Below are 24,679 nucleotides of genomic sequence, written 5' to 3'. Positions count from 1 at the left end.
AATAAGATAGATGTTGGATGATTTTATTACAAATTTTCTTCACCCTTGCTAATATCATGTAAAGTTTTGGGAATAAGTTTTTGAGTCTTCATCCAGGTAACAGCCGCTACTACTAAAGTCATGCTCCCACCAAATAAAACGGCTGGTACAGTGCCCATCAATTTTGCTGTTAAACCAGATTCAAACTGACCAATCTCATTTGAAGAGCCTATAAACATGGCATTAACCGCTGATACCCTGCCTCGCATTTCATCAGGCGTAAGCAATTGTAAAATGGTAGAGCGAATAATGACGCTTACACTATCAAAAGCGCCTTCTAAAAACAAAAAGAAAAGCGTGAGGTATAAATTTCTTGATAAACCATAGCCTATAATTGATATTCCAAAACCAGCTACAGCAAACAAAAGATTGCGCCAAGGTTTGCCCATGGGAGAGAAACGGGTCATCATTAACATGGTTAAAACAGCGCCTAAAGCGGGTGCAGCCCTCATCATGCCAAACTCTTGAGCGCCTACTTTTAAAACCTCGCTTGCAATTACCGGAATTAAAGCTACAGCACCACCAAAAAACACCGAAAACAAATCTAAACTTAAGGCGCCAACAAGCATTTTGGTTTTAAAAACAAACTTTAAACCTTCTGATAAACTTTCGTAAATACTGGTTTTACGTACATAAGTAGGCGGTACACTTTTAAAGAAAAAGGTGCCAAAAAAAGAAATAGAAATACTTGCAACAATAATTAATAAGGTAGTATGCACACCTATAAAGCCGTATAATAAACCTCCCAAAGCAGGCCCTACAATAGCTGCAATTTGCCAAATAGAGCTATTCCAGGTAGAAGAATTTGGATAATGCTCTCGTGGTATAATTTGCGCCATTAAAGAAAAAGCTGCTGGCGAGAAGAAACCTCTTGCAATACCAACTATAAAAATGATACTGTAAATAGCAGTAATAACTTTGGAGGTTCCTAATAATGCAACAATACTGGGTGTGGTTACAACATATAAAGCAAAAGACGCTAAAACCATTAAACCAACCACCCATTTTATTAAAACCGCTTTGTCTGATTTGTCTGCCACATAACCGCCATATAAAGCAATGCCAATAGAAGGAATAGCTTCTGCTAAACCTATTAAACCCAAGGAAAGCGGGTCTTTGGTAATATTATAAACATACCAACCCAATACTACGGCTTGTATCTGATAACCTATGGTAAAGAAAAATCTCATCCCTAAGAAATACCTAAATTCTGGAAATTTTAGTGCTATGTAGGGGTCGTTTGAAGTAGCTGCCAATGTTGTCTATTTATAATTTTAAGATATTTTATCTAATGAGATTCCGTTTCTCTTTACAGAGAAGAACTTTTTTAAGGTCTGATGTTTTTCTAAATTTAAGTCTGGGTCTTCCTCAAAAATTTCTATCACTGTTTTTCTAGCTTCTTGCAGTATTTGTTGATCTTGAGAAATATCAGCCAATTTAAGGTCTAAAATACCACTTTGTTGAGTTCCTTCTATATCTCCCGGACCACGTAATTGTAAATCAATTTCTGAGATTTCAAAACCATCATTGGTTCTTACCATAGTCTCTAATCTTATTTTTGCCTCTTTACTTAGTTTTACGCCAGACATCAACACACAGTAAGATTGTTCTGCCCCTCTTCCCACTCTTCCTCTTAATTGATGCAGTTGTGATAATCCAAAGCGCTCCGCATTTTCAATAATCATGACAGAAGCATTAGGCACATTTACCCCAACTTCAATAACTGTAGTAGCTACCATAATTTGGGTTTCTCCCTTTACAAAGCGCTGCATTTCATATTCTTTATCCTTTGCAGTTAATTGCCCATGCACAACGCTAAATTTATATTGTGGCAATGGAAACTCTCTGGCCATTACCTCTAAACCATCCATTAAATTTTTTAAATCTAGTTTAGCACTTTCCTGAATAAGCGGATAAACCATATACACTTGCCTGCCTAGGGCAATTTCTCGCTTCATCAAGCCAAACATTCTCAGGCGTTGTGTTTCATAGAGATGAATGGTTTCTATAGGTTTTCTACCCGCAGGTAACTCATCAATCATGGATACATCTAAATCTCCATACAAAGTCATGGCTAGGGTACGAGGTATGGGTGTAGCTGTCATTACCAAAACGTGAGGCGGTATCACATTTTTACGCCAGAGTTTAGCTCTTTGCTCTACACCAAAACGATGCTGCTCATCTATCACAACCAATCCTAAATTTTTGAACTGTACGGTATCCTCTATTAAAGCATGCGTACCAATTAAAATAGCTAAATCTCCGCTGGCTAACTTTTCAAAAAGTACTTTACGCTCTTTCTTTTTAGTTGAGCCTGTTAATAAAGCTATTTCTACAAAATCATCCTTTAACAAGGCTTTTAAAGAGTGGTAGTGCTGCGTTGCTAAAATTTCTGTTGGCGCCATTAAACAAGCTTGATAGCCATTATCAATAGCTAAAAGCATGCTCATTAAAGCAACTACTGTTTTACCAGAACCAACATCGCCTTGCACCAATCTATTCATCTGAATACCTTTTTGGGTATCAGATCTTATCTCTTTAATCACTCTCTTTTGTGCATTAGTTAAAGAAAATGGTAATAGGTTCTCGTAAAAATAATTGAACTTATCGCCAACTTGGCTAAACACGTTACCTTTAAACTTATAGGTTCTTAATAGCTTACTCCTCAACATTTTTAGCTGAATAAAGAATAGCTCTTCAAATTTTAAGGTTGTTTGGGCTCTTTTTAAAGATTTGCTATCAGTAGGGAAATGTATGTGTAGTAAAGCTTCTTTGTGTGAGTTTAATTTGTATTTCTGTAGGATGTAATGCGGTAAAACATCCTCTATTTTATCGGCCAATTGCTCTAACACATTAGCCGTTAGCTTTTGTATGCCCTTCGTGTCTAATGAAAATTGTTTTAACTTTTCTGTTGATGAATAAACAGGCTGTAAGCTTAAATTGCCCTTGGTTACATTTTCCTTAGAAAAAAGCTCCATTTCTGGATGAGCCATTTGCGCTTTACCATTGAAATGATTGAGTTTCCCGAAAATGATATAAACCTGATTTAATTTCAGGTTTTTCTCTACCCATCTAATTCCTTGAAACCATACCAATTCTATCTCGGCACTATCATCATAAGCTTTGGCTATTAATCTTTTACTTTGCTTTTCGCCGATGACCTCAAAAGACTTTAGCCTTACTAATATTTGAACATGTGCTAAATCTGGGGTTGCTTCTGCTACTTTATAAAACTGCGTTCTATCAATATATCTAAAAGGATAATAGGATAGTAAATCTTCATATTTGAAAATTGCTGCTTCCTTTTTAAGAATTTCTGCCCTTTGCGGACCAACACCTTTTAGATACTCTATAGGAGTTTTAAATAATTGATCATTCAAAATCTGTAGCTTCTCTTGTCGCTAATTTACGTATTGTACCCGATAATATTTTCCAATTAAATATGATGACTGCAATTACTAGTAATAAATATGCAAATCCCTGAATTAAAGTAATACCCTCATGAAAATATAAAAATGCTACACCAAATGCAATAACCGGATTAATATATATAATAATCCCAACCGTAGAAGAAGGTAAACCGCCTAAAGCAAATAAACTTAAAAATAGAGGTATCAAAGTAAATAAAACGGCTATAATGATAATATCAAACCAAAAGTTTAAGTTAGTAGGAAGGCTTAATCCTAAATTGAGGTATAAAGGTAAAATCACTATAAAAGCAATAATTAATTGCAAACCCAGCATATTAATCTTATTAAATGCTTTGATAACCCTTTGTACAATTAAATAAAATGCATAAAAACTTGCGGTGATGATAGACCATAGAACTTCATGTAATGAGCCCGTTGCAAGAATAAGCACACTTATAAGTGCTATCATAATTCCTACAATTTTTTGGTTATTGATATCCTCTTTTAAAATCATAAAGCCAGATAAAGCTGTTATCAAAGGGCAAATCATGTAAGCAAAAGCTGCAGAGTTAAGGCTCACATGATTGATAACATAAATGAAAGCGTACCAATTAAAAGTGATTAAAACACCAGAGGTAAGCAATAAGAGAATTAAGGTTTTTCTTTCTTTTTTTGGAGCTGATGTTAAGGTATTGATATCAACCCTTAACTGCTTTCTCTGGAAACAAGCAATAAATAACCAGCAGATAATTAAAGAAGCTATAATTCTACAAAAAAGTATTTGCTCTGCCTCGTAGTTCTGTACAAACCTTATTGGAACAGCTACAAAACCCCAAATAATATTTGCAGATAATGCCGCTAAAAAACATTTTAATTTTAAGCTCATTAAGCTTTAACGGCAATAACAGATATTTCTACATTAACATTTTTAGGTAATGTTTTAACCGCCACAGTTTCTCTTGCCGGGTAATTTCCAGTAAAATATTGCCCGTAAATTTCATTTACTTGAGCAAAATAAGACATATCACTTAAAAAAATAGAGGTTTTACTACATGGCTAAAATCCATCTCTGCTGCTTCTAAAACCGCCTTCAGGTTAGACATTACTTGTTTGGTTTCTAACTCTAAAGTACCGTCTATAATTTGACCACTATCTGGATGTAGGGCTATCTGACCAGAAACATATAAGGTATTGCCAGCTAATACAGCCTGACTATAAGGGCCTATTGGCGCTGGCGCCAAAGGCGTATTGATGATTTTTTTCATTATTTAAATTTTAAATGGTTGTCTCTTAATGCAAAACAAACCAATCTAACAGTTTCCAAATTAAGCCTAATAAAAAAACAATGATAGCTGTTTTGTTTATCCAGTGCATAACTCTCAGATTAAAATTATCTGGCCTGTTAGGGTCTTTCTTTCTAAAGAAATATAACATAATACAAATTTATAAAATAAAAAAGGGAGTCCTTTTGCAAGAACTCCCTTTTCTTAAAATTTGTTTTAATTATTTCTGTCTGAATTCAACACGACGGTTTTTAACACGTCCTTCTTCAGTTGCATTAGATGCAATAGGGCGGCTTTCACCGTAACCTTTTGTAGAAATTCTTTTTGCATCTACACCAGAGTTAACTAAATAAGTTTTAACTGCATTAGCTCTATCAACAGATAATTGCATGTTATAAGCATCAGTACCTTCTTCAGAAGCGTGACCATCTAATTGAAGACCTTGAGTTTTATTAGCTCTTAAAGCAGAAGAGATTTTATCTAATGTAGGGTAAGCAGAAGTTCTTAAAACTGATGAGTTATACTCGAATTGAATATTATCAACACCAGACATAGTAGCTGAACCCATTTCAGGACAACCGTTTAATTCTGCAGTACCTTTTTCAGTAGGACAATCATCTTTCCAATCTGGCACACCGTCACCGTCAGTATCTAACTCGCAACCAGCACCATCAACTTTAGCACCAGCAGGTGTGTTAGGGCATTTGTCTAAGTGATCAGCAACACCGTCACCATCAGAATCTTTTTTAAGATCTTGAACAGATTGCTCAACGTTAGTAACACGACCTTTTAAAGCTTCAACTTCTTGACGTAATGTAGGATCTTTCAATTCATCATACATCATTGCAATTGGATTAACCCAGTTTAAATCTGGTTTAGCTTTAGAACCTAAAGAGAATTCTAAACCACCACGTACAACAGAGAATTTATCTTTTGAAGTACCACCAGCATAAACACCGTCAAAGTTATCTCCATCAATAAATTTAGTATCATAACCAAAATCTAAAGCAACACGGTCAGATAGTTTGAATTTAACACCAGCACCTACAGGAATGTAAGCTTGTCTGATGTAGTCATTAGAACCTTCATCACCATATAAACCTTTGTTGTTTACTGCAGGAGTACCATCGCCACCAGCGTAAGTAGTATATAAAGTTGGGTTAAAAGCGATTAAACCGTAACCAGCAGAAACGTAGAAATTAACTGCATTCTCTCTTCTTAAGAAATCTACTGTTGCTACGTTAACAACTCCACTTAAATTAATATCGTATTGTACTTCTGTTTTTGCAGTACTAAATGCTCTTGCATCACCTGGTATGAAAGTACCAACACCTTTGTTATAAGCAATAACATTACCTCTGCTTAAGTTACCTTGTAAGCCAAAAGAGTGCGCTAATTGCTTTCTTACAGAGATACCATAGTAAAAACCCATAGTATGCTCACCGAATTCAACGTTTTTACCGAAATCATTAGTACCGCCAATAATGCTTAAAGGTAAAGAACCACCAGCGTTAACACCAAAAGTCCAAGTTCTGTACTGGCCTCTCCCTCCGAAAGTTTTTGCAGACGACGACGTAGTAGCAGGAGTAACCTGCGCATGTGCCGCTACAGCGAAAGCAGTTGCTAATGATAAAGCGACCGTTTTCTTCAATGTAGAATAATTCATAATCATTTTTTTTAAAGGTTAAACAATTTTAATTGTAATTTGTCGTAAAAATAAATTTTAAGTTTGACATGAGCAACTTATCAAACTTCATTCCAAAATATTTTTTAATATCTAAAGTTTATACGGACGATTTAAAATAGGGTTTCTTAAATTAGTTTCATGAAATACATTACAGAAAACGCGGATTTATTTGTTTTAAACCGCAATAATCTAGCTAAGCAACTAAAAAAAAGCAGCTTAGCCATTTTTAATTCAAACGACGAATATACCAGAAGTGGGGATCAATTATATAAATTTAAGCAGAATCCAGACTTATACTACCTATCTGGAATAGACCAAGAGCAAACAATTTTGTTACTTTTTCCAGATTGTCCTAATCCTTTGTACAAAGAAGTCCTTTTTTTAAGACAAACAAATGAGCATATCGCTATTTGGGAAGGCCATAAGTATACAAAAGAAGAAGCTCAACGTGTTTCTGGCATTAAAAACATTTATTGGTTAGATGATTTTTGGAATATTTTATCGGCCATTATCCATTATGCAGACCATATTTACCTCAATACTAATGAGAATGATCGTTACGCAAATCATGTACCTTATCGTGATTTGAGGTTTATTGAGGATTTAAAATCGAAATATCCTTTACATCATTACCAACGTGTTGCGCCTATTATGCGCAATTTAAGGATGGTAAAATCTGATACAGAAATTACTATCACACAAAAAGCATGTAACATTACCGGAGATGCCTTTAACAGGGTATTAAAATTTGTTAAGCCGGGAGTAATGGAGTATGAGATTGAGGCAGAAATTATTCATGAGTTTATCAAGCAAGGCGCAACAGGCCATGCTTACGAGCCTATTATAGCTTCCGGAAGAAATGCTTGTATCCTTCATTATAATGATAATAACCAACCTTGTAAAGATGGTGATGTTATATTATTTGACTTTGCAGCAGAATACGCCAACTATAATGCAGATTTAAGCAGATCTATTCCGGTTAACGGCCGTTTTACCAAACGCCAAAAAGATGTTTATAATGCTGTTTTACATGTTTTTAAAGAAGCAAAAAAGATGTTGGTACCTGGCACCATTTGGAACGAATATCATGAAGAGGTAGGTAAAATTATGACCAACGAATTGATAAAGCTTGGTTTACTAGACAAACATGATGTGGCTAAACAAAATCCGGCTGTACCGGCCTACAAAAAATATTTCATGCATGGCACATCGCATCATTTAGGTTTAGATGTTCATGATATTTCTGACAGGTATAAGCCATTTGAAGCTGGTAATATTTTAACCTGCGAACCAGGAATTTATATTTTGGAAGAAAATTTAGGCATCAGGCTAGAGAACGATATTTTAGTAACTGCAAACGGCCCAGTAGATTTAATGGCGCATATCCCCATAGAAGCAGAAGAAATAGAAGCTATGATGAACGCATAAAAGTTTCTATAAACTGATAAATATTAAAATGAGGATGATAAGCTTCGGTAATTTTTTGCTGAAGCTTATTTTTTTGAATATCTCTCATTCTGTAATGCTGAATCAGCTGCCAAGCTTTCTGGGTAAGCAATTCTATTTTCTTAAGCCCAGCATGAGGTTTAAAAGCCAAAATTTCATCGGCAAGCTCTAAAACGCCTGTCCCCTTATCGGCTACGGTATTGAAAACTTTTATTTGCTGATGCTTTTCCCTAATTAATTTGTTAAGTCCTATAGTAAATAATTGAGCGTCTGGCCTGTCTGATTTATTGACGATAAAAACATCAGCAATTTCCATTAAGCCCGATTTGATATGCTGTATTTCATCACCAGATTCTGGAACCAGAACTACCATAGTTAAATCTGCCAGGCCAGCAATTTCAACTTCAGACTGCCCAACACCAACGGTTTCTACAAAAATAAAATCGAAATGAGCCGCTTTTAAAACATCAGTCATTTCTATTGTTTTGCCAGACAAGCCTCCTAAAGCACCTCTGGTAGCTAAAGAACGTATAAAAATATTTGGATGATTGAATTGATCTTTCATCCGTATACGGTCTCCTAACAAAGAACCAAAACTAAATGGCGAAGTGGGGTCTACCGCTAAAATTGCTATCCTTTTACCTTTTTTTGCTAAATTACCAAGCAAACTATTTAATAAAGTGCTTTTACCAGCCCCCGGCGGACCTGTTACGCCAATAACCGGAGTTTGTTGTGGATGTAAAGATTTCAAAATATCATCAGCCCCAGCTAAATCATTTTCTACGATAGTTAAAGCTCTGGCAAGAGATTTAACATCTCCAGAATGAATACTTGCTAATAGTTTTTTTGCCTTGTCTAACATTAGTTTAACTTTGGTCGTGTTTCAAGTAAAAATATCAATTTAAAATGAGCAAGATGGCTAAAGCAAGCATTTATTCTTTATTAAAAGAACATGCTTTAGAGGCAACTTGTTTTTTACTCATCTTTGGATTGTTTTTTTCTAGAGCGGTTTTATCTATTTCTCTTGTTTTGATGCTTTTGATTGCCATATTCAACTTTTATCAACATCAAAAACCAAACCCTATAAAGCTAAAGCATTACTTTTTTATAGGACTATATATTTTAATTTGTTTAAGTTTTTGGAATACCAGCGATAAAGCCTTGTGGTTAGACATCCTTTTTAAAAATAGCTTTTTATGGCTATTGCCCTTAGTTTTTACTTTCGCTAAAACACCGCAAGAGGCAACAATTAGACGTTTAGTTTTATTTTTTGGCCTTTGTGGAGTTCTGTGCATCAGTGTAGATTTAGGGTGGGTATTATCTCATCAGCCACTTTATAAAGAAATTATCGCAAGAGGTGGAAATATACGTTCTGTGTTGGGCCCCTACCATACAGAACTTAGCTTACTCTATAGCATTGCGTTTATAGCTTTATGGATATCACTTCTAAATCCATCTAAATTATATAAAAAATGGTTAATGATAGCTTGTTTATGCTTATTAGCTATCGGATTAATTGTAGTGGCTCAACGTTTTACTATAAGTTGCTTACTTATGATAGCGCTAATTCTTGTTTGCAGACAAGCTATTAAAACCAAGAACCATAGATATATAGGTTACTTTTTAATATTGTTTTTAGCGTTGATAGTAATTTATCAAAAAGTGCCTGCCATTAAACAAAAAGTTATCTTCACAAAAAACGATATTGATAATATAATAGAAAATAAAAATCCTAATTACTATTCTATAAGCCAGCGTTGGGCTGCTAATAAATGTGCTTTAGAAATCGTTAAAAAAATGTTTTTACTGGTGTTGCTCCTGCAGATTTAGAGCAAGAAATGGATAATCAATACGCACAAAACTCTTATTGGCTAATCCCTCAAAACAGAGTTTTTGTCCATAACCAATACTTATATTATTTAGCCTCTTATGGAGTAATTTTTAGCTTTTTGATTTTCGTATTTGGGTTCATACTCTTATGGAGAGAAATAAACCGAAACAGCCTATCATTAGCATTTATAATTCCCATTATCTTCCATATGTTTACAGATAATAGCATGGAAAGGCAGATAAGTGGTATTAGCATCGTATTTTTGTTACTTTTATTCACGAATATTAAAATCAAAACTTTATCAGAAAGATGAAAGTAGCTGGCTTTACCTTTATTAGAAATGCTGTAGTTAATGATTATCCGATAGTAGAGGCTATTACTTCCATTTTACCACTTTGTGATGAATTTATTATTGCTCATGGTAATTCTACCGATGATACTTTACAATTATTACAAGCTATAGCATCGCCCAAAATAAAAATTATTAATACCGTTTGGGATGATAGCCTAAGAGAAGGCGGTAAAACTTTTGCATTAGAAACAGATAAAGCTTTTGAAGCTATATCTCCAGATGCAGATTGGGCGTTTTATATCCAAGGTGATGAGGTTGTGCATGAAAAATACCATGAAACCATAAAAAAGAAATGCAACTATGTTTGCCTGATAAAAACATTGAAGGCTTACTATTTAAGTACCTACATTTTTACGGTTCTTATGATTATATAGCTACATCCAGACGCTGGTACAGAAAAGAAATAAGAATCATCAAAAATCTAAAAGGCATACATTCTTATAGAGATGCACAAGGGTTTAGATACGAGGATAGAAAAATAAAGGTAAAAGAAATTGATGCTTATATTTATCATTATGGATGGGTTAAACCGCCACAAGGGTTAAATAATAAGGTAAGAAACTTTAATAAATTTTACCGTGATGATGAATGGATTGAAACCCATATACCAAAAGCAGAAAGCTTTGATTATGGTAATGCAGATGAGTTGGTAAAATTTAATGCCAGTCACCCTGTAGCAATTCAGAAAAGAATTACGAATACCAATTGGGAATTCTCTTATGACCCCACAGTGGTAAAGAAAAAGTTAAATTTTAGAAGGCGTTTATTGAAATGGATAGAAGAGCGAACCGGATATAGGCCTTTTGAATACAAAAACTATAATAAGATAAAGTAAAGATGATGCTGATAAACTTCCACGAGGGAGTAAATCATCAAATGTGAATTTATTCACTATTTTTAAAATTAAATTATAAAAATAATAGCTAAGACAGTATTTAACTTAGCCCTATTAATGACTTTTAATCATTTACAATGACATTGGATTTATTAAATGCTCTTTTTTTATGAAAATTTTACCAAAGTGTTCTTTAATAATTTCTACATATAATTGGCCGGATGCGCTTTCGGTTTGCTTGAAAAGTATATTTAAACAAACTATTAAGCCAAATGAGATTATCATTGCAGATGATGGATCTAAAGATGAAACCAAGCAACTTATTGAAAGCTTTAAGATAAACTGCCCTATTCCAATAAAACACGTTTGGCAACCCGATGAAGGTTTTAAACTATCAGAGATAAGAAATAAAGCCCTTGCTGTTGCAGCTTTTGATTACATCATACAAATTGATGGAGATTTATATCTGGATAAAAATTTTGTAAAAGACCATTTACATTTTGCCAAGCTTAATTCATTTGTTAGAGCTAGTAGAATTTATTTAGACCAAAGCACTTCCATAAAATTATTAAATAACGAGCTAAAAAGTGTTAGCTATCTAGATAAAGGTGTAAGCAATAAATTTAGTGCAATAAGATTCCCATATTTATGGCGCTTCTTTGAATACAACTATAAGATGAAAGGAGATGAGCTTTATGAAATTCATGGTTGTAATATGGCTTACTGGAGAGCTGATGCCATAAAAGTGAATGGATATAATGAAGAATTTCTTGGATGGGGCCCAGAAGACAAGGAATTTATCACAAGATTATTAAATATTGGCATAAAGAAAAGATTCCTTAAACTAGGTGGTATCGTGTATCATATATGGCATAAAGAAAATTCTAAAAAACATTAGAAAATAATATGAAGATTTTCAAATTGGCTATTCAAAATAAAACCGCATTTTGTGAACGAGGCATTAATCAATACATCTAGCACAATGGCTTTAGGTACTTGTTCTCTTCTTGTATCAACCTATAATTGGCCCGAGGCACTTGAGCTGGTTTTAACAAGTATTGTGCAACAAACCATCATACCAACGGAAGTGGTAATTGCTGATGATGGCTCAAAACCACAAACAGCGGAGGTTATAAATGCTTTTAAAAATAAGCTTAACATAAAACATGTTTGGCATGAAGATAAAGGTTTCAGAAAAACCTTAATCATGAATAATGCTATTAAAGAGGTTAGCCATGATTATATCATACAAATTGATGGAGACATGTTATTACACCCCAATTTTATTGCAGATCATTTACATTTTGCGAAAGAGAATTTCTTTATTAAAGGAAGTAGGGCTATGCTTCCTAGTAATTTTACGCAGCAAATTTTAAAAGAAAAAGAATTAAACTTCTCCTTGATGCGTAGCGTAGTCAAATCAAAAATTAACGCTACTAGATTACCAAAATTGGCCTTTTTATTTTTTGGAAGTAAAACACGAACAAATAACCTTAGAGGTTGTAATTTTGCTTTCTGGAAAAAAGACTTTATTGCTGTTAATGGTTATAATAATAATTTAACAGGATGGGGCATGAAGATATAGAACTAGCTGCCAGACTAGTAAACAATGGTGTTTATAGAAGACAATTAAAAATGGCAGCAACATGTTTTCACTTATATCACCATTTAAATGAAAGGAATAATGAGAGCCAAAATCTCTCTGTATATTATGATACCATTAGGGAGAAAACCAAGACTATTCCTAATGGATACAATTTTTAGCTAATTAATTTTATGAAAATCTATTTTCGGATTCTAAGTTTTGCAAAACCTCTAAGCAAATTTGCAATTCCATATTCTATTTCCACGGTTTTGTATGCCATTTTCAATACAATTGTTTTTTCTTTGCTTATACCTGTTTTAAATGTTTTATTTAATCAAGACCCTACCAAAAACTTAGAAAATAACCAATTTCCAGAATTTGATTTTACTTTTGAATATTTATCACATCTTTTCAACTTCTATTTAAACCAGTTTACTGTTACTTACGGCCATAAAGGAGCCTTAATATTTGTTGCTGCGGTATTGGTTACTTGTGTTTTTATAAGTAATATATCTAGGTATTTCTCTCAAAGAGTTATAGAGAACCTAAGAATTCATACCTTAAAAAATCTACGAAAAAATGTATTTGAAAAGGTAACCAACCTACACATCCATTTTTTTAATAATGAAAGAAAAGGTGATATCATTTCTAAAATAACTTCGGATGTACAAGTTGTTCAGTACTCTGTTACCAACACTTTACAGGTGATTGTTAAAGAACCCTTACTCATTATTGGCTATCTAATTTTACTTTTTTCTATATCAGCTAAACTTACATTTTTCACCCTTTTGCTATTACCAGTATCTGGTTTAGTAATAGCTCAAATTGTAAAAAGACTAAAAGCACAAGCTACAGAAGCGCAAAGCTCTTTTGGTATCATGGTGAGTTTGGTTGATGAAGCTATCAGTGGAATGCGTATTATCAAAGCTTTTAATGCAACGGGTTACACTCAAGAGAAATTTAATAAAGAAAATAATTACTATTCCAACATTAATAAATCTATCGCCAAAAGACAACAATTGGCCTCTCCAGTTTCAGAGTTTTTAGGTGTACTTACCTTATCAGGAATTTTAATTTATGGGGGGTCTTTAGTTTTTGAAAACGATTCTAATATTACTGCAGCAGGGTTTATTACTTATATTGGTGCTTTCTCTCAATTATTACGTCCTGCAAAAGCTATTTCTGAATCTTTCAGTAATATTTACCAAGGCATAGCTGCTGGTGAACGCGTATTAGAGCTTATTGATACTCCATCCATCATTACTGATGATGAAGATGCTACTGAAATTGCTGAGTTTAAACATGCTATTAACTTTGAAGAAGTTGACTTTTTTTACGGAGAAAAACACGTTTTAAATCAATTAAGCTTACAAATTTCTAGAGGAAAAACGATTGCCCTTGTTGGCCCCTCTGGTGCTGGAAAATCTACCTTATTAGATTTGATTCCACGTTTTATAGACCCTCAAAAAGGTAAAATATCTATAGATGGTAAGGATATAAAAAATATAACTCAATATTCTTTAAGAAACTTAATGGGTATTGTTAACCAAGAATCTATCCTGTTTAATGATACCATTGCAAACAATATCATTTTTGGGCGCCAAGGATTTACTTTAGAACAAGTAGAAGAGGCCGCAAAAATTGCCAACGCTCACGAGTTTATTTCGAAAACAGATAAGGGTTATCAAACAAATGTTGGTGATAGAGGAATTAAACTATCAGGCGGTCAAAAACAAAGAATTTGTATTGCAAGAGCAGTTTTAGGAAATCCGCCAATCATGCTATTAGATGAAGCAACATCATCATTAGATACAGAATCAGAAAAACTAGTTCAAGAGGCATTAATCCATCTAATGGCAAATAGAACAACCATTATTATAGCTCATAGGCTAAGTACCATACAAAATGCCGATGAAATTATAGTGTTAGAAAATGGGAAAATCATAGAAAAAGGCACTCATCAAGAGCTAACCCAACATAAGGGTCTTTATAAGAAGCTTATTAACATGCAAGAATTTACTAATCATTAGAAAGGCATGAAATACTTTCTTTTACTAGCTAAACGGCATAAAAAATATCTAAAGGAAAAGAAGATATTTAGAAATTCAACCATAAGTTTCTACAATTTTTGGGAGATAGAAGACTATAATAATTTTTGGTTACAGAAATTCATCGTTGATAGAAACCTAAATCCGAAGAATAAAAGCATTAATTTTTTCTCGGTTTTTGGCCCTAGATATGTCTTAAAAAAGCAAAAAGCAGCAATTAATATCTTTTTCTCAGGCGAAACTATGTCACGCTTCAAAAAATATCATGACTATTGCTTACCTGAGGTTGATTTAGCATTAGGTTTTGATGATTTGCAACACGAAAAATATTTCAGGTTACCCTTATGGATACTCGACTTTTTTGAACCCACCGTTGATTTAGAAAAGGCAAAAGAAAAACTTAAGCAGTTAAACTATTACAAAAACAACAAGCCTATAGTACGTGAAAAATTTTGTAGTCTAATTGCTAGGCATGATGAGAATGGAATCAGAAAGAAAATAGTTAATACCCTTAATCCTATAGAAACCGTTGATTGCGCTGGCAAATTATTTAATAATACAGCTAGATTGCAAACCGAATTTGCCAATAATAAGGTTAAATTCTTAGAAAACTATAAATTTAATATCTGTCCAGAGAATACAAATCAGGAGAGTTATACCACCGAGAAATTATTTGAGTCTTTTGCTGCAGGCTGCATCCCTATTTATTGGGGTAGTGCACAAAAACCCGAGCCCAATATATTCAAGCCATCCAGCATCATTTTCTTTGATGAGTTTAAAAACACACTATCTGAAGATGTAGAAAGACTTCATAAAGACCCTAAATTGTATCTAGATTTTATTTCTCAAAATCCTTTCCAAGATACCGCGGCAGAATATATCATACAAACTATCTCCAACCTCGAACTAAAACTAAAAGAAATAATAAATCAGGCATAAAAAAAGAGGCTGTCTCAAAAATAGTATCTGTCACATTGAGCGGAGTCGAAATGTTCTCTGATATGCTTAGAAAAGGCTTCGACTCCGCTCAGCCTGACACAAAATGGTAATTTGAGACAGCCTCTTTAAATTTTAATATTTAAAAAAGGAAATTACAACTTCCTTTTCACTTCTACTTGTTCGTAAGCTTCTACGATATCTCCTACTTTAATATCATTAAAGTTCTTGATATTTAAACCACACTCATAACCACGGTTAACTTCTTTAACATCGTCTTTAAAGCGTTTTAAAGAGTCTAACTCGCCAGTGTAAACAACTACACCCTCACGTATGATTCTGATTTTGCTGTTCCTGTTGATGGTACCATCTAGAACCATACAACCTGCAATTGTTCCCACTTTCGTGATTTTGAAGGTCTCTCTGATTTCTACATTAGCCACAATTTTCTCTTCAAATTCTGGTGCCAACATACCTTCCATAGCAGCTTTAATCTCATCAATAGCTTTGTAGATAATAGAATATAATCTTACATCTATTTCTTCTGCCTCTGCTAACTTACGAGCTCCTGCTGATGGACGAACTTGGAAACCAATGATAATAGCATCAGATGCAGTAGCTAATAATACATCAGATTCTGATATCTGACCAACTGCTTTGTGTACAATTTTAACTTGTATCTCCTCGGTTGATAATTTTTGTAAAGAGTCTGATAATGCTTCAACAGAACCATCCACGTCACCTTTGATGATGATGTTAAGCTCTTTAAAGTTACCAATAGCTAAACGACGACCAATTTCATCCAGTGTAATGTGTTTCTGGGTTCTTAAACCTTGCTCACGTTGTAATTGTAAACGTTTGTTTGCAATATCACGAGCTTCTGGTTCGCTTTCTACACCGTTAAACTTATCACCTGCTTGTGGTGCACCTTGGAAACCTAATACTTGAACTGGTGCCGCTGGACCAGCTTTTTCTACACGATTACCACGCTCATTATATAACGCTTTAACACGTCCGCTGTAAGAACCTGCTAATATCGGATCTCCAACTCTTAAAGTACCTGCTTCTACTAAAACTGTAGCTACATAACCTCTACCTTTATCTAATTGTGCTTCAATTACTGTACCTACAGCTCTCTTATTAGGATTAGCTTTTAAGTCTAATAATTCTGCCTCTAACAATACTTTTTCTAATAGCTTATCTATGTTTAAGCCAGATTTAGCAGAAATTTCCTGAGTTTGGTATTTACCACCCCATTCTTCTACTAAAATATTCATAGCAGCTAGTTGTTCTCTTATCTTATCGGTATTAGCACCTGGCTTATCTATTTTATTAAACGCAAATACAATTGGAAGACTTGCCGCTTGTGCATGGTTTATTGCTTCAATGGTTTGAGGCATCACGCTATCATCCGCAGCAATTACAATAATAGCTACGTCTGTTACTTTAGCACCACGAGCCCTCATTGCGGTAAACGCTTCGTGACCCGGTGTATCTAAGAAAGTAATTTTCTTATCGCCCTCTACTACTACTTCGTATGCACCAATGTGCTGCGTAATACCACCGGCTTCACCTGCAATAACATTGGCTTTACGCACAAAGTCTAACAAAGATGTTTTACCGTGGTCTACGTGACCCATTACGGTAACAATTGGAGAACGAGGGATTAAGGCTTCTTCTGTATCTTCTTCTTCTAAATTAAACTCTTCTTCCTCTGCACTTACAAACTGAACTTCATATCCAAACTCATCAGCAACAATGGTTAAGGCTTCTGCATCTAACCTTTGGTTAATAGATACAAACATTCCTAAGCTCATACATGTAGAGATAACTTCTGTAACAGAAACATCCATCATGTTAGCTAACTCATTGGCAGTAACAAATTCTGTTACTTTCAATATTTAGATTGTAATTCTTGTTCTAATGCTGCTTCTTCGGCATTTGCTGATGCTCTATCTCTCTTCTGCCCACGCAATTTAGAACGTTGTGCAAACTTACCAGATTTACCGGCACCGCTTAAACGGGCTAAAGTAGCTTTAATTTGGTCTTGGATTTCCTTTTCTGTAGGCTCTACCTTAGGTGGTAAAGGCTGACCTCTTTTGTGTGGTGGTCTTCCGCCTTTATTATCTTGTCCGCCTGAAGCAGGTCTGTTCTGACCTCCCTGTCCTGGGCCTCCACCTTGTGGACGGTTACCTTGGTAACCACCACCCGTAGCAGGTTGCCCTCCTCCTGGGTTGGTATTTGGAGCGCCGCCACCTGGCCTATTTTGCTGGCCACCTGGTGCAGGCTTACGCTTACGTTTTCTCTTATTATCTGCCGTGTTAGGGTTTGATGAAGATGCAACAGGCTGATCTTTTTTCTTATTAACAGGTAGTTGTATTTTACCAATAATTTTAGGTCCGCTTAATTGCTGAGCTTTAGCTCTAATTACTTCATCATCAACAGGCTCTTCTTGAGCAGGCTTTACAGGCTCTATAACTGGCTCTGGTTTAACCTCAGCTTTAAGCTCTGGTTTAATTTCTTCTGCCTTAGGAGCAACTGGCTCTGGTTTAACTTCTGCTTTAGGCTCTGGTTTAACCTCCACGTTGGGCTCTGGTTTAACCTCTTCCACAGGTTTTACAAGCTCTGCAACTGGTTCTGCTTTAACCTCAACTTTAGGCTCTGGTTTAACTTCTAAAACAGGTTTTACAACCTCAGCAACTGGCTCTGGAGCCGGTACTGGTTGTGGTGCATCAGGTTTTTTAACTTCTTGAGGTGCCGCTGCCTGCGGTTTTACTTCTTCTTTCCTCTTGTCAGGACGAGTTTTAGAATTTAAACTATCAAGGTCTATTTTACCAATAATTTTTACACCGCCAGTATTTGGCGCAGGCTCCGCTTTTGGAGCTTCTACTTTCTCAGTCTCTTGTGAAACCGGAACTGCTGAACCTGTATTCTTTATCAGGATTTCATTGTCTGAGTCCTGAGATTCTTGTCTTTCAGTAGATTCTGGTTTTTCATTCACCTGAGTAGCGTCATCACGACGGATCTTGCCAATAACAATGTTTTTAGCTTCTTCTCTCAGGATTTTATCTCCCTGATATTCTTTTAAAAGAGCTCCGTACATCTCATCGGTTAGCTTTGTATTAGGTTTGGCTTCTACAGAGAAACCTTTAGTACCTAAAAAATCAGCTATCGTACCAATACCGATGTTTAGTTCTTTTGCAACTTTTAATATTCCTAACTTTTTGTCTTCTGACATCTATTATGATCTTTCTATTCTAATTTTAAAACAAAAGTACGTTTACTTAATGCAAATCTAAAATTATTCGAACTCTGCTCTTAAAATTTCTAGTACTTCTTCGATAGTTTCCTCTTCTAAATCAGTACGTTTCACTAATTCATTTACATTAAGTGCTAATACACTCTTAGCTGTATCTAAACCAACTTTTCTAAATTCGTCTATAATCCAGCCGTCAATTTCATCAGAGAATTCTTCTAAGTCTACGTCTTCGTCTTCTTCTGATGATTCGCGGTAAACATCTATTTCGTAGCCCGTCAATTTACCTGCCAATTTTATGTTATGTCCGCCACGTCCGATAGCTAAAGAAACCTGGTCTGGTTTCAAGTAAACGGCTGCTCTCATGGTTTCGTCATCTAATTTAATAGATGATATTTTTGCTGGCGATAAAGCTCTTTGGATGTATAAAGAGATGTTATTGGTGAAGTTGATAACATCGATATTTTCGTTTTTCAATTCACGAACAATACCATGTATACGAGAACCTTTCATACCTACGCAAGCTCCTACTGGATCTATACGGTCATCATAAGATTCTACTGCAACTTTTGCTCTTTCTCCTGGCTCGCGAACGATGTTTTTAATGGTAATTAAGCCATCAAAAATCTCAGGAACTTCAAGCTCAAATAATCTTTGTAAGAATGCAGGAGCTGTTCTTGAAATGATGATTCTTGGATTGCTGTTTAACATTTCAACTTTAAGCACTACCGCTCTAACGGTATCGCCTTTTTTGAAATAATCTGCAGGAATTTGTTCTGTTTTAGGTAAAATCAACTCGTTACCCTCATCATCCAAAACTAAAGTTTCTTTTTTCCAAACCTGATAAACCTCGCCAGTTACAATCTCACCAATTCTATCTTTATAGTTTTTGAAGATCTCATCTTTCTCTAATTCTAAAATTTTAGATACTAAAGTCTGACGAGCAGCTAAAATAGCTCTTCTTCCAAAGCTTTCTAAAGTGATTTGCTCGATAAAATCATCACCAACTTCTAAATCAGCATCAATTTTATGTGCATCTGCCAATTCTATTTCCAGGTCATCATCTTCAGAGAAACCATCTTCCATAACGGTTCTAGTTCTCCAAATCTCCAAATCCCCATTATCAGGATTCACAATCACATCACAATTCTCATCGGTACCAAAACGCTTACGCAGCATACTGCGAAACACTTCTTCCAACACGCTGATAACGGTTGGTCTGTCGATATTTTTGAAGTCTTTAAACTCCTGAAATGAATCAATTAAGTTAATGCTATTCATTTTATTCTCATCAATATTTTATTAATGCTACTATTTAAAAGATACGCTTACTTTTACTTCAGCGATACTATTTTTTAAAATTTTACTTTCTACAAGTTCTGCTTTTTTGGTTTTTGCACCTTTAGCTTTTACTTGATGTGCTACCGTTATGCTTTCTTCATCTGCCGATAGTAAAGTGCCTTCCACTTTATCACCGTTAAGGTGTTTTACGGTTACATTTCTACCTATGTTTTTAGCAAACTGCCTATCCAAAATTAAAGGTGTATCTAAACCAGGCGAACTTACTTCTAAATTGTAGGCGTGGTCTAGCAAATTTTCTTCTTCTAAATGGTAACCAACGTGTCTGCTTACCAAAGCGCAATCGTGTATTCCTACACCATTATCGCCATCTAAAAGAATAATAACTTTGGTGTTATTGATGACTTTAATTTCAACAATAAATAAATCAGGTCTGTCTGCTATTTTTTCTTCTGCTAAAGCTCTAACTCTCTGTTCAACACCCATGACAATAGTTTTTGGATAAATGAAAAGAGGGGACAATATTAGCCCCCTCTTTTTTCAACACTGCAAATGTAATAAAATTTTTCAGATTTTAAAATTTTGATTATCAAGTGGCTTGATTAAAGGCGGAAAGCGAAAAGCGGAAGTAAAAAGGCTAACAGTGGACATATTAAAATCACATCTCATTTACTAGAAATCCTTTGACCCATATTTAGGACCAACTCCCGATAGCTATCGGGCCTACCCAACTATTGACTAACAACCTAACCAACTAATCACTAACAAACTAACCAACTAACCAACTATTGACTAACAACCTAACCAACTAATCACTAAAAACCTACCCAAATGGCTTAAATTTTGTTAGATTAGGATTAAAATCTTTTGTGATGAGTTTAATAATAGAAATTTTATTGATGGGCTTAGCGGTAGCTATTGCTGCATTTTTAATTCCAGGAGTGAGTGTGGATGGTTATTTATCAGCGGTTTTAGCTGGTATATTAATCGCTTTAGCTAATGCTACTATTGGTTTTATCTTAAGGATTTTTACTTTCCCCATTAATTTTCTTACGCTGGGGCTGATGTCTTTCATCATTACCGTTTTAATGGTTTTACTGGTTGATGAAGTGATGACTAGCTTTAATACTTCTGGCTTTTTATCGGCTTTATTATTTGCTTTGGTTCTGGCTGTTATTAAAATGGTGTTCGGGGGCTTTAAAAAAGATGATTAATACAAAGCTTTATGAACTAAAGCTGATACATCTTCTTTAATTTTAGAAAGCACCTCCTTATAATCTGCTTTTGAATAATGTCTTTTAAGCACTTTAACTGCCTCTGCTCTTACAAGTGATTTTGGATGTTTTACGGCTAAATCTTTCACCCTTGTTAAATTTTGATTTTTGAAATCTTGCGTATATAACTTATAGTTTTCTAAACCTTTTAAGATGATAGGCCAGGCAGTATCTGCAAGCGCTTTTTGAAAGATATTTACAGCCGGAATGGCTGTTTTATGGTTTTCGAAATAGGAAATAGCCTCAAGTTTATCTAAATAATTATCAGCATATAAAAACTGATTTTCATAATCTTTTTCACTTTTATCTTCCTGCTTTTTAATAAGTAAATTGTTGCGGACATCAAATTTAATATAATCAGGAGTTGCTGAAACAGGAATCATAAAACGCTGTTTTACATCGCTTACAAGAATATCATGGTAATTTGGCTTACCTTTAAAAACAGTTTTTACAGTTATAGGAAGCTGATATACCGGTGCAGATGTTGTGTCTTGTAATTGCTCTACCTCAATCATCAATTGCTGATTTTGCGCATCATAATTTTTCATGATTTTTAGTTCTGGATATCCTTTAGCTAAAAACCATTGTTGAAAATACCAGTTTAAATCTTTACCTGTTACTTCTTCAAAAGCCAATCTTAAATGATGAATTTCTACCGCTTGGTAAGCATTTTGAGTGAGGTATAAATTTAAGGATGCGAAAAAGGCTTCATCACCAACTAAAGTCCTCAGGTTATGTAAAATAATAGCTCCTTTTTGGTAGGATATGGCATCAAACATCTGCTCCTTATCAGCATAATTAAACCTGATAACATCTGCATCTCGGTTTTCAGCATAATTGAAATAAGTTTGCGCCATTTGGTTAAGATGTTCATCTGCATCTTCTTTTCCATTTTTAAATTCTCGCCACAAATACTCTCCATAAGTTGCAAAAGACTCGTTTAAAGGCAAATTAGACCATGATTCTGTAGTAACTAAATTTCCAAACCAATGGTGATAAAGTTCATGTGCTATAATATCATCCTGATTATAATCTTCATGTTGTGCTGCTGTAAGGTTAAGTCCGTTATAAAACACCGATGCTGTAGTATTTTCCATAGCTCCGCTTACAAAATTACGTACCACAATTTGGTCGTATTTTGGCCAAGGGTAAGGATAGTTCAACTGTTTAGAGAAAAAATCAAGCATGGCTGGTGTATTCCCAAAAACCTTTTTTGCGGTAGCTGCGTAAGCCTTTTCTGTATAGTACCGAAGCGGAATATCATTCCATGTATCATCCGTAATTTCAAACTCGCCAACGGCCAACATACTTAAGTACACCGCATGGGGCTGTTGCATCAACCAAGCATCTGTACGGGTACCATCTGTATGTTTGATGCTTTCTTTTAAAAAGCCATTAGAAAGTGTCTTGTATTTATCTTCTACTCGGATATTGAATTGATGCGTCATCTTCTCAGCCGGATTTTCTATCGTCGGAAACCAGCAAGAATTATTTTCCGTTTCTCCTTGTGTCCAAATTTGTTTTTTTCCTTTTGTTTGGATGAAGTACAAGCCTCTATCATCGGCAGAAAAAATATCTCGGCCAACCCTTAACTTACGAGGTGCTGCGGTATAATTAATCTTAATCACGAATGGTTCTTTTGCCTGATAGGTCTTATTTAAGCGGATGGTGATTTTATGATCAGCATAAGTATAAGATACTGCTTGCCACTGCTCATGAATTTGTTGTTGAATCTGATGTATTTTAAAGCCTTTAGCATCTAGAACTAGAGAATCTGTAGCGTAAAAATAGGCTTGGGCTTCAATACGAGCTTCGCCATACACAAAAGCGCTATCCCAGTTAAAAGAAACGTCTAAATCTGTATGAAGAATATCAATTTTTTGGGTATAACTTGCGTGATAAACTTTAGCACCAGCTTTATGAGCATGTACATAAATAGGCTCAAATTCTATAAAATGTATTTTTCCACAGGCAGATAAAAAAAATGCCGCAAGTAGAAAAAAGCAGCATTTATGGATGAAATTCAAAATCATTCTTTTCTTAAGGTACTAATGAGTGTTTCAAACTCTTTTACAAAGTCTTCATAATATTTGCCGGTTCCGGGTCCGTTAAACCCGGTATGTATATTTCTAACTTTCCCTTGTTTATCTATCACAATCATGGTAGGGAAGGCCATAACAGCATTTAGCATGGGTAAACTTTTAGCAGGTTCGCCTTTTTTATTGGTATATCCGGTAATTAAGAATGGGTAAGGTACTTGAAAACGATTGATAACTTTTTGCAAGTTTGCTTTAGATTTATCAAAATCTGCAGTTCGCTCATAAGCCAAGCCTAAAACCTTTACATCATCAAAATTATTTTGGCGGATATAATTACTTAAAAAAGCAGTTTCATCCATACAATTAGGACACCAAGAACCTAATAATTGCAGAATAACGACTTTGTTTTTAAACTCCTCATCTTTTAAGCTTACTGGCTTTTTATTCATGTCTGGGAAGGCAAAATCTACCTTCTCAAAACCCGGTTTTAGATAGGTTAAACTGTAAGCGTCTGGTAGTGTAGCGTTTTCATCCTTTTTAGCGGTAAATAATTCTTGCGAAGAAAAACCCGAATAAAACTTACCCTCACTTAGGGTTTCGCCACTTACTTTTGCTGTAAATAAAAAGGCAAAGCCACCATCAAAAGTTGATAAACTCAGCTCATCGCCATCTAAAACACCATCTAAATACCTGTAATCTCCGGTTGGTGTAAGAAAAGAACCACTTACTAGATTACCTTCTTGTTTAAAGTTCCCAATGGCAAGGGTAGTATCTTTACCTTCTAGGTTGGTAAATATAGTTGCCCATTTGCCTGTAATATTTTGTGTAGCTGGTTCAAGTTGATCTTTAAACCTCCAATTTACCCCATATTGGGCTACAAAATCCATCTTTACGTCTTTATCTGCCAAGTGTTTTACCCAATAGCCTTCTATTTTATTATCTGTAATAATGCCCTTAATTTCAGAATCATAAAGTGGCATTTTAATAAAGATAGAATCGTTCTCGCGGCTTATATCATCTACTTTAAATTGCTCTTGACCATTCATGATAAACATTTGCCATTTGCCTAAGCTATCTTTCAATTCGAAATTAAAAGGCACTTCGGCACCCGTTTCATGAATTAAAGCACCTCTCCAAATACCCCTATTTAAGGTAGTATTTGTGGTTTGACAAGCTACTGTAAGTAAAACAAAAAAGGTAAGAATGCTATAAATGAGATTTTTAATATTCATGATGTTTTTATGTCTGTAAAGCATTACATGATTCAAGCCAATTTTGTTTTTCATTGGCTTTGATAAGGTTCAAATTTATGAATAATTGGCTGTTAAATAAAAAAGCCCCAAGCTAATGCTTGAGGCT

Annotated in this window: 19 protein-coding genes and 2 pseudogenes; 9 read left to right on the top strand and 12 right to left on the bottom strand. The window is 34.7% G+C overall.

The window, feature by feature from the left end; genetic code table 11:
* Positions 1-26: 26 nt before the first annotated feature.
* The 6 genes and pseudogenes from FYC62_RS14425 to FYC62_RS14405 all read right to left on the bottom strand — a co-directional run bounded on the left by FYC62_RS14425 (position 27) and on the right by FYC62_RS14405 (position 6,398).
* Entirely contained in the window at positions 27-1,295 is a 1,269-nt protein-coding gene (locus FYC62_RS14425; protein WP_240534751.1) for an MFS transporter, read from the bottom strand.
* An 18-nt stretch (positions 1,296-1,313) separates the two neighbouring features.
* Positions 1,314-3,419 carry an ATP-dependent DNA helicase RecG gene (recG, locus tag FYC62_RS14420; protein WP_149075439.1) on the bottom strand — a complete coding sequence of 702 codons (2,106 nt, stop codon included), beginning with the start codon at positions 3,417-3,419 and terminating at the stop codon, positions 1,314-1,316.
* Positions 3,412-4,335, bottom strand: a complete 924-nt coding sequence (locus FYC62_RS14415; RefSeq protein ID WP_149075438.1) for an EamA family transporter — start codon at positions 4,333-4,335, stop codon at positions 3,412-3,414. Before FYC62_RS14415 ends, recG begins: the two co-directional genes overlap by 8 nt.
* Positions 4,335-4,714 (bottom strand): annotated as a pseudogene (locus FYC62_RS14410) (RidA family protein). The gene FYC62_RS14415 and the pseudogene FYC62_RS14410 overlap by 1 nt, the downstream one beginning before the upstream one ends.
* 25 nt (positions 4,715-4,739) lie before the next feature.
* Positions 4,740-4,883, bottom strand: coding sequence for a DUF6728 family protein (locus FYC62_RS18065; protein WP_317131496.1), 144 nt, complete (start codon positions 4,881-4,883; stop codon positions 4,740-4,742).
* Positions 4,884-4,952: 69 nt separating this feature from the next.
* Positions 4,953-6,398 carry an OmpA family protein gene (locus FYC62_RS14405; RefSeq protein WP_149075437.1) on the bottom strand — a complete coding sequence of 482 codons (1,446 nt, stop codon included), beginning with the start codon at positions 6,396-6,398 and terminating at the stop codon, positions 4,953-4,955.
* A gap of 159 nt (positions 6,399-6,557) precedes the next feature.
* Between FYC62_RS14405 and FYC62_RS14400 the strand changes: the two genes are divergently transcribed.
* Complete coding sequence (locus tag FYC62_RS14400) at positions 6,558-7,847, top strand: aminopeptidase P family protein (protein WP_149075436.1); 1,290 nt, start codon at positions 6,558-6,560, stop codon at positions 7,845-7,847.
* On the opposite strand, the gene meaB is transcribed toward FYC62_RS14400, so the two are convergent.
* Positions 7,831-8,727 (bottom strand): methylmalonyl Co-A mutase-associated GTPase MeaB, encoded by an 897-nt coding sequence (meaB, locus tag FYC62_RS14395; RefSeq protein WP_149075435.1) that lies wholly within the window; start codon positions 8,725-8,727, stop codon positions 7,831-7,833. The genes FYC62_RS14400 and meaB overlap by 17 nt on opposite strands.
* 53 nt (positions 8,728-8,780) lie before the next feature.
* Between meaB and FYC62_RS14390 the strand changes: the two genes are divergently transcribed.
* The 7 genes from FYC62_RS14390 (at position 8,781) to FYC62_RS14360 (ending at position 15,455) form a co-directional block, all read left to right on the top strand.
* A complete protein-coding gene (locus FYC62_RS14390) occupies positions 8,781-9,695 on the top strand; it encodes a hypothetical protein (protein WP_149075434.1) in 915 nt (304 codons plus the stop codon).
* A 310-nt stretch (positions 9,696-10,005) separates the two neighbouring features.
* Entirely contained in the window at positions 10,006-10,422 is a 417-nt protein-coding gene (locus FYC62_RS17710; RefSeq protein WP_240534750.1) for a glycosyltransferase family protein, read from the top strand.
* On the top strand, positions 10,353-10,883 hold the full coding sequence (locus FYC62_RS17705) for a hypothetical protein (RefSeq protein ID WP_240534749.1): 531 nt from the start codon (positions 10,353-10,355) through the stop codon (positions 10,881-10,883). The genes FYC62_RS17710 and FYC62_RS17705 overlap by 70 nt, the downstream gene beginning before the upstream one ends.
* A gap of 238 nt (positions 10,884-11,121) precedes the next feature.
* The gene (locus tag FYC62_RS14375) at positions 11,122-11,781 is read left to right on the top strand and encodes a glycosyltransferase family 2 protein (RefSeq protein ID WP_240534748.1); all 660 of its coding nucleotides are present in this window, start codon (positions 11,122-11,124) and stop codon (positions 11,779-11,781) included.
* Positions 11,782-11,832: 51 nt separating this feature from the next.
* Positions 11,833-12,468, top strand: coding sequence for a glycosyltransferase family 2 protein (locus tag FYC62_RS14370; RefSeq protein ID WP_205943731.1), 636 nt, complete (start codon positions 11,833-11,835; stop codon positions 12,466-12,468).
* Between the two features lie 191 nt (positions 12,469-12,659).
* Complete coding sequence (locus FYC62_RS14365; protein WP_149075432.1) at positions 12,660-14,498, top strand: ABC transporter ATP-binding protein; 1,839 nt, start codon at positions 12,660-12,662, stop codon at positions 14,496-14,498.
* A 6-nt stretch (positions 14,499-14,504) separates the two neighbouring features.
* Positions 14,505-15,455: a glycosyltransferase family 10 domain-containing protein gene (locus tag FYC62_RS14360; protein ID WP_039451961.1), complete on the top strand. Its 951-nt coding sequence runs from the start codon at positions 14,505-14,507 to the stop codon at positions 15,453-15,455.
* Between the two features lie 152 nt (positions 15,456-15,607).
* Here the strand turns inward: FYC62_RS14360 and infB are convergent.
* The 3 genes and pseudogenes from infB to rimP form a co-directional block, all read right to left on the bottom strand.
* Positions 15,608-18,690 (bottom strand): annotated as a pseudogene (gene infB / locus FYC62_RS14355) (translation initiation factor IF-2).
* Between the two features lie 63 nt (positions 18,691-18,753).
* On the bottom strand, positions 18,754-19,989 hold the full coding sequence (nusA, locus tag FYC62_RS14350; protein ID WP_039451966.1) for a transcription termination factor NusA: 1,236 nt from the start codon (positions 19,987-19,989) through the stop codon (positions 18,754-18,756).
* A 30-nt stretch (positions 19,990-20,019) separates the two neighbouring features.
* The gene (rimP, locus tag FYC62_RS14345) at positions 20,020-20,493 is read right to left on the bottom strand and encodes a ribosome assembly cofactor RimP (RefSeq protein WP_039451969.1); all 474 of its coding nucleotides are present in this window, start codon (positions 20,491-20,493) and stop codon (positions 20,020-20,022) included.
* Positions 20,494-20,879: 386 nt separating this feature from the next.
* Here rimP and FYC62_RS14340 point away from each other — a divergent pair, with 386 nt between their 5' ends.
* Positions 20,880-21,221, top strand: a complete 342-nt coding sequence (locus FYC62_RS14340; protein ID WP_026905325.1) for a phage holin family protein — start codon at positions 20,880-20,882, stop codon at positions 21,219-21,221.
* Here FYC62_RS14340 and FYC62_RS14335 read toward each other — a convergent pair.
* Complete coding sequence (locus tag FYC62_RS14335; RefSeq protein ID WP_149075431.1) at positions 21,218-23,314, bottom strand: M1 family metallopeptidase; 2,097 nt, start codon at positions 23,312-23,314, stop codon at positions 21,218-21,220. The two genes, FYC62_RS14340 and FYC62_RS14335, sit on opposite strands and share 4 nt — an antisense overlap.
* Positions 23,311-24,606: a TlpA disulfide reductase family protein gene (locus tag FYC62_RS14330; protein WP_240534747.1), complete on the bottom strand. Its 1,296-nt coding sequence runs from the start codon at positions 24,604-24,606 to the stop codon at positions 23,311-23,313. Before FYC62_RS14330 ends, FYC62_RS14335 begins: the two co-directional genes overlap by 4 nt.
* Positions 24,607-24,679 lie beyond the last annotated feature (73 nt).

The organism is Pedobacter aquae (assembly GCF_008195825.1).
GTDB lineage: Bacteria > Bacteroidota > Bacteroidia > Sphingobacteriales > Sphingobacteriaceae > Pseudopedobacter > Pseudopedobacter aquae.
This window is presented reverse-complemented; position numbering and strand designations above follow the sequence as displayed.